Here is a 15,066-nt window from a genome sequence, read left to right as displayed (position 1 = left end):
GCCGACAAGCTCTGCTCCTGCATTCCTTTCTATCCTATCGCATGATGGTCTCGCGAAGGAAGCTGTAACCCATCGCCGCGCGGGCGGCGCGCTCCTCGGAACTGCCGTCGCCGCCATGCCCGCCTAAGCCGAATTCGTGGAAGAGCAGTTGATGTCCTGCTTCCTCAAGCCGCGCAGCAAAACGGCGTGCGTGCGAGGGATGCACGCGATCGTCATTGCTGGAGCTTTCAATATAGATCGGCGGATAAGTGACCTCGCTAGCCGGCCGGATATTGTGAAGCGGCGAATAGCCGAGCATGAATTCCCTGTCCGCCGGCGTATCCGGATCGCCATATTCATCCATCCACGCCTGGCCGGCGCTGAACAGGTGGAAGCGTGTCATGTCGAGCACCGGCACCTGGCACCAGACCGCGCCGAAGTCATGCGGGTAGCGCGTCAGCATCACGCCCGTCAGCAGGCCGCCATTGCTGCCGCCCTGGCAGGCAATCCGGGATGGTACGGTGTAACCGCGAGCGACGAGATCGCGGGCGATGGCGACGAAATCGGCAAAGGCCCGGTCTCGCCCCTGCCGTTTGGCGCTGCGATACCAGTCAGGCCCGAATTCACCGCCGCCGCGGATATAGGCCTGCACATAGGCGCCACCTTGCTCTAGCCAGCGGCCGGTTACGCCGGAGTAATTCGGCGACAGCGAGACGTCGAACCCGCCATAGCCGTAGATCAGCACCGGCAGTGCGCCATTGGTCCACTGCCGCGGCAGCACCAGCCGGTAGGCGACCCTGGTTCCGTCCTCGGACACAGCCTCCAGCAGTTCCGACGACATATCAGTCGCATCGAAATAGCTCGGCGCCGTCGCTGTGAAGATCGGCTCGGGCTCTCTGCTGCGATCGGAGAGTTCGAGACGGTAACAGGTCGGCGGCTGCAGGAAACCCTGGCCGACGATGTGGAGTGTGTCGTCGCCATGATGTAGATCCGCATAGAGGGGCCTGACATAAGCCGTCTGCATCTCCGCCGGCAGTACGATTTCCCGCTGTTCGGCATTTACCTTTGTCAGGTCGAGCACCATAAGACGTGGGCGCAGCCGGTCGGAAACGATGAACACGCACCATTCGCGCATCAGCATCATCTGCGCGACGGACTGACCTTCGTCGGGCTGAAACAGGATTCGCTCCGGCCCCAGCAGCATCGTCTCCGAACTGGGGTCGAAGCGTTGGAGCACCAGGCTGCCGGTCGCAACGCGCTCCTCCGTCTTAGCCCGCCAGAGGCAATGATTATGATTGAACTGAAAATCGGCTTCCTCGGGCAGATCGATGCGCCGTTGCGCGCCATCATCGGCAATGAGGAAAGCGCTGGCCACGCCGATTTCATGGCTGGCGACGAAAATGTCGATCAGCCCGGTATCTGTCGAACCGCCCGATAGGGCAGGGTCGATGACGAGATTGAAGCCATAGACATCCTCATCAGCGGCTTCGAACATGATAGCGGCTTCTTCCGGCCGCTGCCCGCGCTTCAACCGCCGCCCGACGCGCGGCCATCCCGAGCGGGTCGCCGAAAATCGGTCGATCGAACCGAAGTAACAGATCTCGTCGCGGCTGAGCCACGTGGCATGCGACCGCGCGGCGGGCGTGTCGAAACCGCCCGTCACGAACTGTTTGCGTTCGGCGTCGAATTCGAGCAGGCGGATGAGGTCGGAACCGCCGTCTGAAAGCATGAGCAGGACGCGGGTCGGTTCCCACGGGCAGGTGACGGCGCCGCGCCAGTTCCAGCGCTTGCCTTCGCCGGCGCAGAAGGCGTCGAGATCGAAGACCGGCTCCCAGGCTGCATCGGGCAGGGGAGCCTGGTCCGCCGGCAGGCGGAGCCAGACGCCGAGCGGATTGTCCTTGCTCTGCCGGAAATCGAAGAGCCAGCCCCCGCGGCGCATCGGCACGATCAGCCTGTCCTGCCGCTCGATAAGCGCTTTGATCGCGTCGCGATCTTCGCCAAATTGCTGCGTTCTCAATGCCGCGCCGGAGAGCGCATTGTGTTCAGCGATGAACTGGCGGGTCCGCGGATCTTCGTCCGTTTCGAGATGAAGGTTCATATCTGAGCTGCCGCTTGCATTGACGTCGCCCAGATCTAGGCAGCCGGCTCCGCCTTGGCAAGGCGCGTTAACGGGTCATCACCACATCGGCCGAGGCGACGAGGTCGTTCGGTACTTGCGGCTTCTTGAACTTCAGCGTCACGACTTTGTATCCTTCGGCTTCGAGTTTCGAAAGCAGGGTCGGCAACATCCTCGCGGTGCGCTTGTGGATGTCGTGCATCAGAACGATGCCGCGGCCGCGCTTGTGCAGCAGGTTCATCGTCCGTTGCGTCACGGACAGGGGTGTGCTGGTGAAATAGTCCTTGCTGTCGATGTCGACATCCATGACGACCATGTCGCGCATGGCGATAGCGGCGCGCAGCCTCTGGCTCTCGGCGAGATAGGGGAAGCGGAAGAAGGAGACGTCTGTTCCCGTCGCCTTGGTCACCGCCAGCTCGCCCTTGAGCACCTCGTCCATTGCCGCATCGAAGCTCAGCGAGGTCAAGTTGGCATGGTCGTAGGTGTGACTGCCGACCGCATTGCCCTCCATTGCCACCTTGCGCGCCAGCGCCGGATGCATCTCGGCCATCTCGCCGACCATCATGAAGGCGCCCTTGACGCCGAACTGGTCGAGAATCGCCAGCACTTTGTCCGTCCGGCCGGGGATCGGGCCATCGTCGAAGCTCAGGATCACTTCCCTGTCGTTGAGCTTGAAATCGGCAAGCGAAGAGACCTCCAGCGTCCTCCCGGAAAGGTGATGCGGGCCGACAAAGAGCGGCGTTGCATCATCATCCTTGGCCGGATTGCCGGAAGGCGTCCGCCCCTCGGGCGCAACTACGGAGGCGGTTTTGATCGAGGTGTCGGGAGCTTGTCTGGTCGTGCTGCAGGCGGAGAGGGCGGCCGCAAGGGCGACCCAGGAAAGAACGAAAAATCGATGCATGGAAAGGGCTCAACAAATCAGTAATGAATGTTGAGACAACCTTTCGAATTATGGTTAACGATCGGTTGAGATCGGCAGGAGTTCTCGTTAACGCGTGGCAGTCCGCGGCGTTTCCTAAAAGACTGTGGCTATCCTGCCATTGCCTCTTCATATTCGGACGACAGCATCAGCCACTCTTCCTCGGCAGCAGTGAGTTTTGCCGCGGCCTCGCCGCGCTGTTTTGCCTTTTCGGCGGCTTTGGCGGGCGTCTTCTCATAAAGAGTCGGATCCGCAAGCTCCGCATCAAGAGCCTGAATCTGTTTCTCCAGCTTCGCCGTCAAGGATTCGATTTCGCTGATCTTTTTTTTCAGCGGCGTCAGCGAGGCGCGCTTTTCCGCGTTGAGCTTGCGCTGGTCGGCCTTCGAAGTCGTATCGTCGCTGGTCTGCGGCCTGTCTTCCTTCCTTTTACCGGAACTGACAATGAGGTCGCGATACTCGTCCATATCGCCTTCGAAGGTGGTGACAGTGCCGCCGTTGACCAGCCACAGCCGGTCGACGGTCGCCTCGATGAGGTGGCGGTCGTGCGAGATCAGGATCACGGCGCCGTTGTAATCGTTCAGCGCCTCGATCAGAGCACGGCGGCTGTCGATGTCGAGATGGTTGGTCGGCTCGTCGAGGATCAGCAGGTTCGGCGCATGGAAGGCGGCGAGCCCCATCAGCAGGCGTGCCTTCTCGCCGCCGGAAAGATCCTTGGCGGCGGTAGCCATCTTTTCGGTCGCAAGCCCCATCTGCGCAACGCGGGCGCGCACCTTGGCCTCCGGTTCGGCTGGCATCAGCCGGCGCACATGTTCCACCGCCGACTGCTCGGGGATCAGATCGTCGAGCTGATGCTGGGCGAAAAAGCCGATCTTCAGGCTCGGCGCGAGCTTCACTTCGCCACTCTCCGGCGACAGTCGCCCTGAGATGAATTTGGCGAAGGTCGACTTGCCGTTGCCGTTCGAACCGAGCAGGGCGATGCGATCGTCATTGTCAATGCGCAGGTTGAGGTTCTTCAGGATGGGCTTGCCGGGCTCGTAGCCGACGGCGCCGCCCTGGATTGCGACGATCGGCGAGGCCGGCTGCTTCTCCGGCTCGGGGAAGGTGATCGGCTGCACATGATCCTCGATGACGGCTGCGACCGTCCCCATCCGCTCGAGCGCCTTGACGCGCGATTGCGCCTGCCGGGCCTTGGAAGCCTTGGCCTTGAAGCGATCGATGAAGCTCTGCAGATGTTTGCGCGCTGCCTCGTTCTTCGCCTTGGCCTTCGTCTGCAGCTCGTCGGCTTCCGCCTTCTGCCGCTCGAACTGGTCATAATTGCCGCGGTAGAAGGTGAGCTTCTTCTGGTCGAGATGGACAATGGAATTGACCGCATTGTTCAGGAGATCGCGGTCGTGGCTGATAATGATGACCGTGTGCGGATAGCGGCGGATATAGTCCTCCAGCCACATCGTGCCTTCGAGGTCGAGGTAGTTGGTCGGCTCGTCGAGCAGAAGCAGGTCCGGCTCGGCAAACAGCACGGCGGCGAGCGCTACGCGCATGCGCCAGCCGCCGGAGAAGGAGGAGGCGGGGCGGGCTTGCGCCGCCTGGTCGAAGCCGAGGCCGGCGAGGATGCTCGCAGCCCGCGCCTCGGCCGAATGGGCATCGATATCGATGAGGCGCATCTGGATTTCGGCGATGCGGTGCGGGTCGCTTGCCGTTTCTGCTTCGGCAAGCAGGGCCGCGCGTTCCTTGTCAGCGGCAAGCACGATCTCGATCAGGGAATCCTCGGTTCCCGGCGCTTCCTGGGCCACCTGACCGATACGCGCCGCCTTCGGAATCGACACCGAGCCGGTCTCCGAGCCGAGCTCGCCAGTGATGACGCGAAACAGCGTGGATTTGCCGGCGCCATTGCGCCCGACCAGCCCCGCTTTCGTGCCTGAAGGCAGCGAAACGCTGGCATTATCGAGAAGCAGGCGTCCGGCGATGCGGGCGGAAATGTCGGTAATTGTGATCATGGCCGGCTTTTTGGCCGAAACCGCCCGGCAAGGCAAGACCGCTTATCCCCCGGCGAGCTCGCTCGTTCGGCGGCGAGCTTGCTCGTCCGGCCGCGAACTTGCTCGCCGCACCGACAGCGGTCATACGCCTCAGCGGCCGAAAGCTTGCACCGGCAGGCGGCGGTTCGATTTCGCGGCAAGCAGCGCGACCCGGGCGTTGGCCTGGAGATGTCCCGGTGTCGCCGCATCGGCGCTGAGCGCCACGCCGACCGAGATGGTCAGCCTGCCGCTGTCATCCTTGTCTGAGGTGGCGAAGACGAGATTTTCTTCGACCGAGGCGCGCAGGCGCTCGGCGATAGCAATCGCATCCTGCATGCCGACATTGGCAAACAGCAAGGCGAATTCGTCGGCCTCTGTGCGCGCGACGAAGTCGTTCTTCTTCACCGATTTCCGAAACAGGGCGGCAAGCTTCTTCAAGAGCTTGTTGCCTGCCTGAGTGCCGTATCTGTCGTTGATCTCGGTGAAATCGTCGATATCGACCATGATCAGCGCGCTGCCGGCGGCCCCCTCTTCACGTTCGTAGAGTTCGGTAATCTGCCGGTTCAGCGCGATGCGGTTCGCAAGGCCGGTGATCTTGTCGGCGACGGTGGCCGATTGCATCGCCGAAATGCCGCGCTCCAGCGTGTCCAGCTTGTTGATGTCGTCCTGCAGTCTGGCGCTGATTTCCATCTCCGCCAACATTACAGTTGCAAGCGAGGCGGAGAGGTAATCGACCTCGCCGATGAAGGCGGCAAGGCTCTGGTCCTCATGAGCGTCGACAGATCTCAGGATCATGCCGCAGGCGCGGGCAAAGGCGTCTCTGTGCCGCAATCCTTCGGCAAGCCTTTCCGCCACCGCGCGCAGCGTTAGGCTGGCCTCGTTGCGCGACGTCTCGCCCGCCAGTCCGCAATGGCCGACAAGCCGGTATTTCAGTCCGAGTTCGTCGAGCATCGCCTGTTGCGGCTGCGGTCCGAGCGCGGCGATATCCTGCGCAAGACCAGGATTGTGGCCGATGATGGCCTCATGAAAGAGTTCGTAGTTGCGCGGCAGCGCGGCAACGTTGAGCCGCGCCATGTGATGCGCGATCTTTTGGATATCCGTCATTGGCCCTGGGCGTACAGCCTCGCGCGCCACCAGTGCGTTTGTGCTTGCATTCTGCATGACGATCCCTCGCGCCCCGGCCTCATTTGTCACTTCCGCTATGCTCTCAAGCTTTTAAAAGAAGCTGAACTTGCGAAGGGAAGCGCCGGATTGGCGATGGGAACCGGCGAAGGCGGTTAATTCAGTCTTGATGAAGCCGTTGCCTCACAGCCACTCGCGGCCTTCGCTGCGCAGAAAATAAATAAGGTCCAGCCCGAGGCTAGGTTTGCCCAGTGCCGTCAGCGTCATGTGGCACTGGCCGCGGTGATGCGTCTGGTGATTGAAGAGATGCGCGAGCGCGCTCGACAGCGGCTGAGTGATCTGGATCGGCTGCGTCACCGGGACATACGTGAAGTCGCCGGCGAGGCTCGCCTCATCGAGACTACCCGTCCAGGCAATGATGCGCTCGTCCTCCGCCTTGCGCGCGGCTGCAAGCGCGTCCAGCTCTTCGAAAAGCACGGCATCGAGGGTCACCGGCGCTTCGCCGATGCCGGTGAAGCGCTTCATCCATATGCGGTCGGCGACGAGCAGGTGATTGAGCGTGCCATGCAGCGAGCCGAAAAACGCGCCGCTGTCGCTGCGGAACTCCGCCTCGCTCAGTTCGGCCGCAGCCATATAGACTTGGGCATTGGCCCAGCGGTTATAGGCCGCGAGCATCCTGAAATGTCTAAGCATATGGTCCCCTGGCGTTGTTGGCGCAGTCTAGCCGCTTTCCCGAGAAATCCGAGTGATGGCGCCATGAAATTTCCTGATTTGATCGCGTTCGCTTTCTGTCGTCGAATGCAGGCAGATCAGACCTCGAAAGGATTGTCATGACTAGAGCCCTCTATTCCCTCTGCGGCGCCGACGAACGGCGCTTCTTTTCGCCCCATTGCTGGAAGGCGGTGATGGCGCTCGCGCATAAGGGGCTCGATTTCAAGGAGATCCCGACGACCTACGCCCGCATCCGCGACATCGGCGGCGGCGTATCATCGACCCTGCCCGTGCTCGACGATGATGGCCGGCTGATCTCGGACAGTTTTGCTATCGCCCTCTATCTCGAAGAGGCATATCCGGAGCGGCCGTCGCTGTTCAATGGCGAGGGCGGCAAGGCGCTGTCGCGCATGGTTGAGGGCTATTCGCAGATGATCATCCACCCGGCGATCATGCGGATCGCCCTTCTCGATATCCACGCGATCCTCGACGAAGGCGACAAGGCCTACTTTCGTCAGAGCCGCGAGGTCAGGCTCGGCAAGCCGCTGGAAGTCTTTGCCGCCGACAGCGAGCCGGAGAAGGCTGCCTTCGGCGCCAAGCTGGAGCCGCTCCGTCACATGCTGAAGTTTCAGCCCTTCATCGGCGGGCAATCGCCGCTCTTTGCCGATTATATCGTCTTCGGCGCGCTGCAATGGCTGCGGGTGTCCGCAGGACTGACCATGCTTGCCGCCGACGATCCCGTCATGGCCTGGTTCGAACGCTGCCTCGATCTCCACGAAAGCCGCGGCAGGACTGTGACAGCGGCGTGAAATTGCCGCCAGCCTCTTGTTTTCGGCCGTTGGGGCGGGTAAAGACCGCCCACTTTTCCCGAGAAAACAGAGGATTTGACTATGGCGATTGAACGCACCTTCTCGATGATCAAGCCTGACGCAACCAAGCGCAACCTGACGGGCGCCATCACCAAGATGCTCGAAGATGCCGGCCTGCGCGTCGTCGCCTCCAAGCGCGTCTGGATGAGCCGCCGCGAAGCTGAAGGCTTCTACGCCGTTCACAAGGACCGTCCCTTCTTCGGCGAACTCGTCGAAGGCATGACCTCCGGCCCGACCGTCGTTCAGGTCCTGGAAGGCGAGGGCGCGATCCTCAAGAACCGCGAAATCATGGGCGCGACCAACCCGGCAAACGCTGCCGAAGGCACGATCCGCAAGGTTCACGCCCTGTCGATCGGCGAAAATTCCGTTCATGGCTCCGACGCTCCGGAAACGGCTGCCCAGGAAATCAAGTACTGGTTCTCCGACACCGAAATCGTCGGCTGAGGCCGCGCTTCGGCATTGCTGCGCAATGCGTTGAATTGACTCTCGAAAGCCGGGCCTCGCCCCGGCTTTTTCTATGTTGGGCACTTGTCGGTGTTCGAGAAATCGACGCTGCCGTCAGGCTTGAAGACCTCCGGGTTCTTGTCGTAAAGCGCGCCGACGACGAGCGGCTTGCTCGGCAGCACCGTCTGGTCGAGGTCGGAGCGGAACTCCGTCTTCAATTGCTGCAGCACCTTGCCGTCCTTGTCGACCAGCCGGACATTCACCCAATAGGGGCGGTCCTTGCGCACGCAGTGCAGGTTTTCGCTCTGCAGCGCGATCTTGTCGTCGATCGGGTAGATTTTCTGGTTCAGCACCAGCGAGTCGCCGCCTTGCGGGTTCTCGAATTCGGCGATGATGACCGAACCGTCGGGGATAGGACCTGTCTTCTTCAGCGTCAGCAGATAGGTGGCGCTCGCGACGCGATAATTGAAGACAAAAAGATGGCCGGTGATTTCGACGAGATTTTCGGCCTGCCGCTGGCAGGCGGACAGCAGAAGGCTTGTTGCCGCCGCTGTTACGATCAGATGTTTTCTCATGGCGTCTCCTCCTTCTTACGGCGATAGTGACGGTTCGCCTTGGCGCGGTTGCCGCAGATCGCCATGTCGCACCAGGCGCGGCTCTTGTTCTTGCTGCGGTCGATGAACAGCCAGCCGCAATTGCCGCAGATCTTCATGCGCTCGGGATCCGGCATGGCAATCAGCCTGAGCACCGAATGGGCGGTCGCCGCCGCCAAGCTTGCCGGGCTTGCCTGGCGCAAGATCTTCGCTAGCGCCTCCAGCAATTCGGCCAGCAATTGGTCGTCGCCGCCATCCAGTATACGCTTGCGGAAGTAGCGGTCGATTGCCTCGCGCAGCGCGATAAAGTCGACTTCGTCTTGCGGCGCCACCGGTGCGATCTCACCGAACAAGGCCCGTTCGGCGCAGAATTCGGCGGCGGCGCGCGGGAAGTTGCGCATCTGCTCGCGGCTCGCGAAGCGGTCGACCCGCCGCTTTGGGTCGTCGCGCAGAACGACGCTGTTGGCGACATCGAGCGCCAGTGCACCGCCGGCAAAACGGTGAGGGGTCCAGGAAAAGCTCATGAGGAAATTATAACTGGTGAAATAGGTTTTACCAGTTATAATTTGCCGACGCGGAGTCTTCGGAATGGCCTATCTTCTGCAACAACTGGCGAATGCGGTGCCGCTTGCCGCCCTCTATGCCGCGCTCGCCTTCGGTTATGCGGTTGCCTTCGGCGTGACCAAGCGGGCCGATATCACCTATGGGGCGATCTTCGCCTTCTCAGGCCAGATCCTGCTGCTTTTTACCGAACTCGCCTATATCAGGTTCTGGCTGGTGCTGCCGGCTGCCATTGCGATCGGCGCGTGCGCTGCGCTTGTCTATTCACTGGCCGCGGGCATCTGGATCGGCCGCTCCATCATGCTGCCGCTGGCCAGCAAATCGCCGAACACCGTCATCGTTGCCGCGCTCGGCATCATGATCGTGCTGATGGAAACCGCCCGCCTTGCCGCCGATACAAGAGCGATCTGGCTGCCGCCGTTCCTGAACCAGGTTGTTGTCTTCTGGAGTGATGGTCCATTCAAAGTGACTCTCACCTATATCCAGCTGATCGACACGGTGCTGATGTCAGCCATCGTCGCGTTCGGTGCGCTGATCCTCAAGCGCACGGCCTGGGGTCGCCTCTGGCGAGCCGTCACCGATGATCCGCTGGCCGCCGAGCTCTGCGGTACCAGCGCCAGCCGTGTCTTCCTTGTCGCCTATGCGGCAGCTGCTCTCGTCGCCACCCTCTGCGGCATTCTCGCCACCTTCTATTACGGTTCGATGGATTTCGGCGCGGGACTGATGTTCGGGCTCAAGGTGCTGCTGATCGCAGCCGTCGGCGGCTATTCCGATCCGCTGCGTTCGGCTGGCGGCGCTGCCGGGCTTGCCGTTGTCGAAACCTTGTGGGGCGCCTATGGCGCATTCGTCTGGCGAGATCTGGTGGTCTTCTCGCTGCTCGTCCTGCTTCTGGTTATGAGCCGCAGGGAGCGTGTGGTGCTTTAGAAATGGCGCATGATGTTATCCGAAAACCGCGCACACTTTTCGACATCATGCTCTGATCATTTCCACTTGTCGCGCGCCGCGTCGTCGGCGTCTTTCGCCGCGACCCAGTCGCCCCTGGCGCCGTCCTTGCCGTGCTCCTTCTTCCAGAAGGGCGCTGCGGTCTTGAGGAAATCCATGACGAGATTGGCGCCGTCGAAGGCGGCCTGCCGGTGCGGGGCGGCTGCAACAACGAGCACGATGTTCTCGCCAGGAGCGATCTTGCCGTAGCGGTGGATGGCGGTCAGCCCGAGCAGCCCGAAACGGGTGATGGCGAGTTCGCCGATGCGAGTCATCTCGGCTTCGGCCATGCCGGGATAATGCTCGAGTTCAAGCGCCGCCAGCCTCCCGCCTTCATCGCGGCAGAGGCCGGAGAAGGTAACGACGGCGCCGATGTCGGCTTTGCCTTTCGAGAGGAGATCGACTTCGGCCTGCAGGTCGAAGTCTTCGCGCTGGACGCGGATGGTGGGGGTGATGGTCACAGCGAAATCCTCCGCTGCTTTGAAGCCGCTATGAAGAATGCGGAAAGGCTGTGCCGTGTGGGGAGATCACAAGTGGCACGCTCTTCTTGACCATTTACCGCTTCGCCGGGCTGAAACGCCAATTGTTTGAGGAAGCCCGTGCGCCCAGCCAATCTCCCACCGTGTGGGGGAGATGCCCGGCAGGGCAGAGGGGGGTAGCGACACGGCACCGCCGTCACCGTCTCATCCCCCCGTCATCGGCGGAAAAATCCCGATCTCACGGGGCGCACCAATCGGCTCGTCATGCTCGACATGCTCCATGTCGAGCGCCACGCGGATCACCTCGGAATATTGAAGTGCGGCTTCATATTCCTCGCCCAGCGTCTTCAAATGATTCAGAAGATCGGCGACGGTGACGACGGAGGAGGGGAGGTCGATCTCCTCCTCGCCCTTGCCGATGCGCTCACGCACCCAGGCGAAATAGACAAGCCGCGTCATTCCTCGTCATCCACGATATGTTTCAGCCCGGCACGAAAATAGTCGTAGCCGGTATAGATGGTCAGCAGTGCTGCGATCCACAAGAGCGCAATGCCCGTCTGCGTCGTATAGGGGAAAATCTCGTCGCCGGCAGGTCCCGCGAGCAGGAAGGCGATGGCGACGAGCTGCAGCGTCGTCTTCCACTTGGCGATCCGTGTCACCGGCACGCTGACCTTCAGCGCCGCTAGATATTCACGCAGGCCGGAAACCAGGATCTCACGGCAGAGAATGATGATTGCCGCCCAGATCGACCAGCCGGCGATGGTCTGGTCGGCCGCGACCAGGAGAAGGATCGAGGCGACCAGCAGCTTGTCGGCGATCGGATCGAGCATCCGACCGATATTCGACGTCTGGTTCCAGATGCGTGCGAGATAGCCGTCGAGAAAATCGGTGATCGAGGCGATGATGAAGATCCACAGCGCCACCCAGCGCGCCGTATTGCTGATCGACAGCCTGCCCTCGACGAAGAAGCAAAGAACGATCAGTGGCACGGCGAGGATGCGGCCGTAAGTCAAAAGGTTGGGAAGGCTGTACGCACGCGATGCCATGGATCGTTTCTCTGAATTGATGCGCCGCTGCAGCGCCGCGTCTTTACGAAAACCGATTTCGATTTTCGGGTCGATGTAGATGACGGCTTTGGCCAGGAACCGTCAACATTCTTTCTGTCTTTTCACCGCCATTGCGTGGAATTTGCGACGGCCGACGCTTATTTCGCGGCGTCGTCGTGGAAATGGTTATAGACCTGCTTTGCCACGGCTTCCGAAATACCTTCCACCGCCATCAGGTCGGAAAGGGCGGCGCGGGAAACCGCCTTCGCCGTGCCGAAATGCTGGAGCAGCGCGCGCTTGCGCGACGGGCCGATACCGCCGATCTCGTCGAGTGGGTTCTTGACCATCTCCTTCTTGCGCCGCACCCGGTGCGAGCCGATCGCAAACCGGTGCGCCTCGTCGCGCATGCGCTGGATGAAATAGAGCACAGGATCGCGCGGCGGCAATGTGAAACTCTCGCGTCCCGGCGCAAAGAAGCGCTCGCGTCCGGCGTCGCGGTCGACACCCTTGGCGACGCCGATCGCCGTCACGCTGTCGGTGATGCCGAGCTCGGCCAGGATGGCCCGCACCGCCGTCATCTGCCCCTGGCCGCCGTCGATGAGGATCACGTCGGGCCAGGCAGGGAAGGGCATGTCGGCAGCGTCGGCAGCTGCTGTCTGCGCCGTCCGGTCGGGAATACCTTCCTCCTTGATCAGCCGCGAGAACCGCCGGGTCATCACCTCCTTCATCATTCCGAAGTCGTCGCCGGGGGTGATGTCGGTCGATTTGATGTTGAACTTGCGGTATTGGTTCTTCACGAAGCCTTCCGACCCCGCCACCACCATGCCGCCGACGGCGTTAGTGCCCATGATATGCGAGTTGTCGTAGATCTCGATGCGCTGCGGCGCATAGGCGAGCCCGAAGGTTTCCTTGAATCCTTCGAGCAGCCGTGACTGCGACGCCGTCTCAGCAAGCTTTCGCCCATGCGCTTCCCGCGCATTGCCGACCACATGCTCGACGAGATCGCGCTTCTCGCCGCGCTGCGGCACGAGGATGGAGACCTTGTGGCCGGCCTTTTCGCTGAGCGCTGCGGCGAGCAGCTCCAATTCCTCGACCGTCTCCGACAGCATGATCTGTTTCGGCACCGGCTTGTCGTCGTAGAATTGCGCGAGAAAGGCATTCAGAACTTCGGCGCTGGATAGTTGCGGGTCGGCCTTCGGAAAATAGGCGCGGTTGCCCCAGTTCTGCCCGGTGCGGAAGAAGAACACCTGGATGCAGGAGACGCCGCCTTCGTGGTGGATTGCGAAAACGTCAGCCTCCTCGACACCGGCAGGGTTGATGCCCTGGTGGCTTTGGACATGGGAAAGTGCCGCAAGGCGGTCGCGATAAATCGCCGCCCGTTCGAAATCGAGGTCCTGGGCCGCCTGGTTCATGGCTTCCGCCATATGCGACTTCACCTTCTGGCTCTTGCCGGACAGGAAATCTTTCGCCTCCTGCACCAGCTCGGCATACCCCTCGTCGCTGACCTCGTGCGTGCAGGGCCCGGAACAGCGCTTGATCTGGTAAAGCAGGCAGGGTCGCGTGCGCGTTTCGAAGACACTGTCGGTGCAGGTGCGGATCAGGAAGGCGCGCTGCAGCGAATTGATCGTGCGCCCGACCGCGCCGGCCGAAGCGAAAGGCCCGAAATAATCGCCTTTCCGCGCCCTGGCGCCGCGATGCTTGAAAATCGCCGGCGCCCGGTGATCCCCGGTGATGAGGATATAGGGAAACGACTTGTCGTCGCGCAGCAGCACGTTAAAGCGCGGCCGCAAGCGCTTGATCAGATTCGCTTCCAGGAGTAGCGCTTCGGTTTCCGTGCGCGTCGTCACGAATTCCATGTTCGCCGTCTGGCGCACCATCTGGGCGATGCGGTTGGAATGCACACGGCCGACGGCGTAATTGCCGACGCGCTTCTTCAGGCTGCGCGCCTTGCCGACATAGAGCACGTCGCCCTCGGCATTGAACATGCGGTAGACGCCGGGGCTGTTCGGCAGGCGCTTGACGAATTCGCCGATCAGTTCGGCGCCGATGAGCCCGGTTTCGTTGAGGCTGCCGGCGTTCCAGTCGACAGCTGCCGCAAGAGGCGAGGCGGAAACGTCGCCTTCCACCTCGATTTCGTCTTCGCTCTCATCCGTATCATCGTAGAGAACGCCGCCATCCGGCAGCTTTCGTCCGTTCATTCCTTAATCTCCGCCACATCGGGCGTCTGCCAGGCAAGGTGCTGGCCGCCGTCGAGGGCAATCATCTGGCCGGTGATCGAGGGGGTGTCGTAGAGGAAACGAATCGTTTGTCCGAATTCCTCCAGTGCCGGCCCTCGCTGCAGGATAAGGGCTGAGACCTGCGCTTGGAAGTCCTCCAACGACTGCCGCTCGCTCGGCATTGATGGCCCGGGGCCGATCGCATTAACGCGGATGCGGGGCGCCAAAGCCTGGGCAAGCGTCTGCGTCGCCGTCCACAGCGCGGACTTGGAGAGCGTGTAGGAATAGAAGCTCGGTCTCAGTGCCCAGACGCGCTGGTCGATAATGTTGACAATGAGTCCCGCCGCCTCGACAGACAGCTGCTGCGCAAAGGTCGCCGCGAGGATCGAGGGCGCACGCACGTGCAGATCGAAGTGCAGCGCCCATGTGGCGGCGTTAAAACTGCGCGCGGAATCATGCTGGAAAACTGACGCATTGTTGACGAGCAGATCGAGCGGCCCGAGCGCTTCCGACGCCTTCGCGACCAGTTCAGCCGTTTTGCCGATATCAGTAAGATCGGCCTGCAACGCGACCGCCCTTTGTCCCTTTCGCCGCAATTCCGCCGCCAGCTCTTCGGCTTCGCCGAGGGAGCTGTTGGCGTGGATCGCGACGGAAAAGCCATTTGCAGCAAGGTCTTCGGCGATTGCCCTGCCTATTCTCTTGGCCGCCCCTGTTATCAGGGCTGAGCGAAGTCTTCTGTGGTTCAAAATCTTGCCTTCTGATCCCGCGAGTCTGTGTGCAACCTATATAAGGGCGGGCGGAGATTATATAAATAGGCGGCCACAGTTGCATCCATGGCTGGGATATTCTATGTATTATTTAATAATGTTGTTTCTTAAAATAAGTATTTTAAGTTTAACCATTCGGTAGGGTTAATGAATCCTATGTTGCTCTCAAGCAACATCGAATTTCCGCCATGCGGCAGCCACAATGATATCACAATTTGGCTCTTTCAAATCCGCATTTCAGTTCCAATTTC

The 15,066-nt window shown here is 61.3% G+C and carries 15 protein-coding genes; 3 read left to right on the top strand and 12 right to left on the bottom strand.

Annotated elements, in window-relative coordinates; all coding sequences use genetic code 11:
* Positions 1 to 34: 34 nt before the first annotated feature.
* From FHT70_RS06150 to FHT70_RS06130, 5 genes are all read right to left on the bottom strand, one after another.
* Positions 35 to 2,077: a prolyl oligopeptidase family serine peptidase gene (locus FHT70_RS06150; RefSeq protein ID WP_183699575.1), complete on the bottom strand. Its 2,043-nt coding sequence runs from the start codon at positions 2,075 to 2,077 to the stop codon at positions 35 to 37.
* Positions 2,078 to 2,144: 67 nt separating this feature from the next.
* A complete protein-coding gene (locus tag FHT70_RS06145; RefSeq protein ID WP_183699573.1) occupies positions 2,145 to 2,996 on the bottom strand; it encodes a polysaccharide deacetylase family protein in 852 nt (283 codons plus the stop codon).
* A 128-nt stretch (positions 2,997 to 3,124) separates the two neighbouring features.
* Positions 3,125 to 5,008 carry an ABC-F family ATP-binding cassette domain-containing protein gene (locus FHT70_RS06140; protein ID WP_183699571.1) on the bottom strand — a complete coding sequence of 628 codons (1,884 nt, stop codon included), beginning with the start codon at positions 5,006 to 5,008 and terminating at the stop codon, positions 3,125 to 3,127.
* Between the two features lie 129 nt (positions 5,009 to 5,137).
* Positions 5,138 to 6,187, bottom strand: coding sequence for a GGDEF domain-containing protein (locus FHT70_RS06135; protein ID WP_183699569.1), 1,050 nt, complete (start codon positions 6,185 to 6,187; stop codon positions 5,138 to 5,140).
* Positions 6,188 to 6,331: 144 nt separating this feature from the next.
* On the bottom strand, positions 6,332 to 6,841 hold the full coding sequence (locus tag FHT70_RS06130; protein WP_183699567.1) for a DinB family protein: 510 nt from the start codon (positions 6,839 to 6,841) through the stop codon (positions 6,332 to 6,334).
* A gap of 137 nt (positions 6,842 to 6,978) precedes the next feature.
* Between FHT70_RS06130 and FHT70_RS06125 the strand changes: the two genes are divergently transcribed.
* Together FHT70_RS06125 and ndk are read left to right on the top strand one after the other, a co-directional pair.
* The gene (locus FHT70_RS06125; protein ID WP_183699565.1) at positions 6,979 to 7,668 is read left to right on the top strand and encodes a glutathione S-transferase family protein; all 690 of its coding nucleotides are present in this window, start codon (positions 6,979 to 6,981) and stop codon (positions 7,666 to 7,668) included.
* 81 nt (positions 7,669 to 7,749) lie between these two features.
* The gene (gene ndk / locus FHT70_RS06120; protein WP_011424805.1) at positions 7,750 to 8,172 is read left to right on the top strand and encodes a nucleoside-diphosphate kinase; all 423 of its coding nucleotides are present in this window, start codon (positions 7,750 to 7,752) and stop codon (positions 8,170 to 8,172) included.
* Positions 8,173 to 8,243: 71 nt separating this feature from the next.
* Here the strand turns inward: ndk and FHT70_RS06115 are convergent, their stop codons facing one another.
* Positions 8,244 to 8,747 (bottom strand): hypothetical protein, encoded by a 504-nt coding sequence (locus FHT70_RS06115; protein WP_183699563.1) that lies wholly within the window; start codon positions 8,745 to 8,747, stop codon positions 8,244 to 8,246.
* Positions 8,744 to 9,289, bottom strand: coding sequence for a CGNR zinc finger domain-containing protein (locus tag FHT70_RS06110; protein WP_183699561.1), 546 nt, complete (start codon positions 9,287 to 9,289; stop codon positions 8,744 to 8,746). The genes FHT70_RS06115 and FHT70_RS06110 overlap by 4 nt, the downstream gene beginning before the upstream one ends.
* A 64-nt stretch (positions 9,290 to 9,353) precedes the next feature.
* On the opposite strand from FHT70_RS06110, the gene FHT70_RS06105 reads away from it, so the two are divergent.
* A complete protein-coding gene (locus FHT70_RS06105; protein WP_183699559.1) occupies positions 9,354 to 10,250 on the top strand; it encodes a branched-chain amino acid ABC transporter permease in 897 nt (298 codons plus the stop codon).
* Positions 10,251 to 10,306: 56 nt separating this feature from the next.
* On the opposite strand, the gene FHT70_RS06100 is transcribed toward FHT70_RS06105, so the two are convergent.
* The 5 genes from FHT70_RS06100 to FHT70_RS06080 form a co-directional block, all read right to left on the bottom strand.
* Positions 10,307 to 10,768 carry a molybdenum cofactor biosynthesis protein MoaE gene (locus tag FHT70_RS06100; protein ID WP_085777676.1) on the bottom strand — a complete coding sequence of 154 codons (462 nt, stop codon included), beginning with the start codon at positions 10,766 to 10,768 and terminating at the stop codon, positions 10,307 to 10,309.
* Positions 10,769 to 10,990: 222 nt separating this feature from the next.
* Entirely contained in the window at positions 10,991 to 11,245 is a 255-nt protein-coding gene (gene moaD / locus FHT70_RS06095) for a molybdopterin converting factor subunit 1 (RefSeq protein WP_183699557.1), read from the bottom strand.
* Positions 11,242 to 11,832 carry a CDP-diacylglycerol--glycerol-3-phosphate 3-phosphatidyltransferase gene (pgsA, locus tag FHT70_RS06090; RefSeq protein ID WP_011424811.1) on the bottom strand — a complete coding sequence of 197 codons (591 nt, stop codon included), beginning with the start codon at positions 11,830 to 11,832 and terminating at the stop codon, positions 11,242 to 11,244. Before pgsA ends, moaD begins: the two co-directional genes overlap by 4 nt.
* A gap of 158 nt (positions 11,833 to 11,990) precedes the next feature.
* Positions 11,991 to 14,030, bottom strand: coding sequence for an excinuclease ABC subunit UvrC (gene uvrC / locus FHT70_RS06085; protein WP_183699555.1), 2,040 nt, complete (start codon positions 14,028 to 14,030; stop codon positions 11,991 to 11,993).
* On the bottom strand, positions 14,027 to 14,794 hold the full coding sequence (locus tag FHT70_RS06080) for an SDR family oxidoreductase (protein WP_183699553.1): 768 nt from the start codon (positions 14,792 to 14,794) through the stop codon (positions 14,027 to 14,029). The genes uvrC and FHT70_RS06080 overlap by 4 nt, the downstream gene beginning before the upstream one ends.
* Positions 14,795 to 15,066 lie beyond the last annotated feature (272 nt).

It is taken from the genome of Rhizobium sp. BK049 (assembly GCF_014193135.1).
Classification (GTDB): domain Bacteria; phylum Pseudomonadota; class Alphaproteobacteria; order Rhizobiales; family Rhizobiaceae; genus Rhizobium.
The sequence above is the reverse complement of the archived record's forward strand: the minus strand, read 5'-3'. Positions and strand labels throughout refer to the sequence as shown.

Coding starts and splice junctions, on each gene's coding strand:
- ndk (WP_011424805.1), top strand. CDS start 7,750: ATGGCGATTGAACGCACCTTCTCGATGATCAAGCCTGACGCAACCAAG.
- pgsA (WP_011424811.1), bottom strand. CDS start 11,832: ATGGCATCGCGTGCGTACAGCCTTCCCAACCTTTTGACTTACGGCCGC.
- FHT70_RS06150 (WP_183699575.1), bottom strand. CDS start 2,077: ATGAACCTTCATCTCGAAACGGACGAAGATCCGCGGACCCGCCAGTTC.
- FHT70_RS06105 (WP_183699559.1), top strand. CDS start 9,354: ATGGCCTATCTTCTGCAACAACTGGCGAATGCGGTGCCGCTTGCCGCC.
- FHT70_RS06135 (WP_183699569.1), bottom strand. CDS start 6,187: ATGCAGAATGCAAGCACAAACGCACTGGTGGCGCGCGAGGCTGTACGC.
- FHT70_RS06125 (WP_183699565.1), top strand. CDS start 6,979: ATGACTAGAGCCCTCTATTCCCTCTGCGGCGCCGACGAACGGCGCTTC.
- uvrC (WP_183699555.1), bottom strand. CDS start 14,030: ATGAACGGACGAAAGCTGCCGGATGGCGGCGTTCTCTACGATGATACG.
- FHT70_RS06110 (WP_183699561.1), bottom strand. CDS start 9,289: ATGAGCTTTTCCTGGACCCCTCACCGTTTTGCCGGCGGTGCACTGGCG.
- FHT70_RS06130 (WP_183699567.1), bottom strand. CDS start 6,841: ATGCTTAGACATTTCAGGATGCTCGCGGCCTATAACCGCTGGGCCAAT.
- moaD (WP_183699557.1), bottom strand. CDS start 11,245: ATGACGCGGCTTGTCTATTTCGCCTGGGTGCGTGAGCGCATCGGCAAG.
- FHT70_RS06115 (WP_183699563.1), bottom strand. CDS start 8,747: ATGAGAAAACATCTGATCGTAACAGCGGCGGCAACAAGCCTTCTGCTG.
- FHT70_RS06145 (WP_183699573.1), bottom strand. CDS start 2,996: ATGCATCGATTTTTCGTTCTTTCCTGGGTCGCCCTTGCGGCCGCCCTC.
- FHT70_RS06140 (WP_183699571.1), bottom strand. CDS start 5,008: ATGATCACAATTACCGACATTTCCGCCCGCATCGCCGGACGCCTGCTT.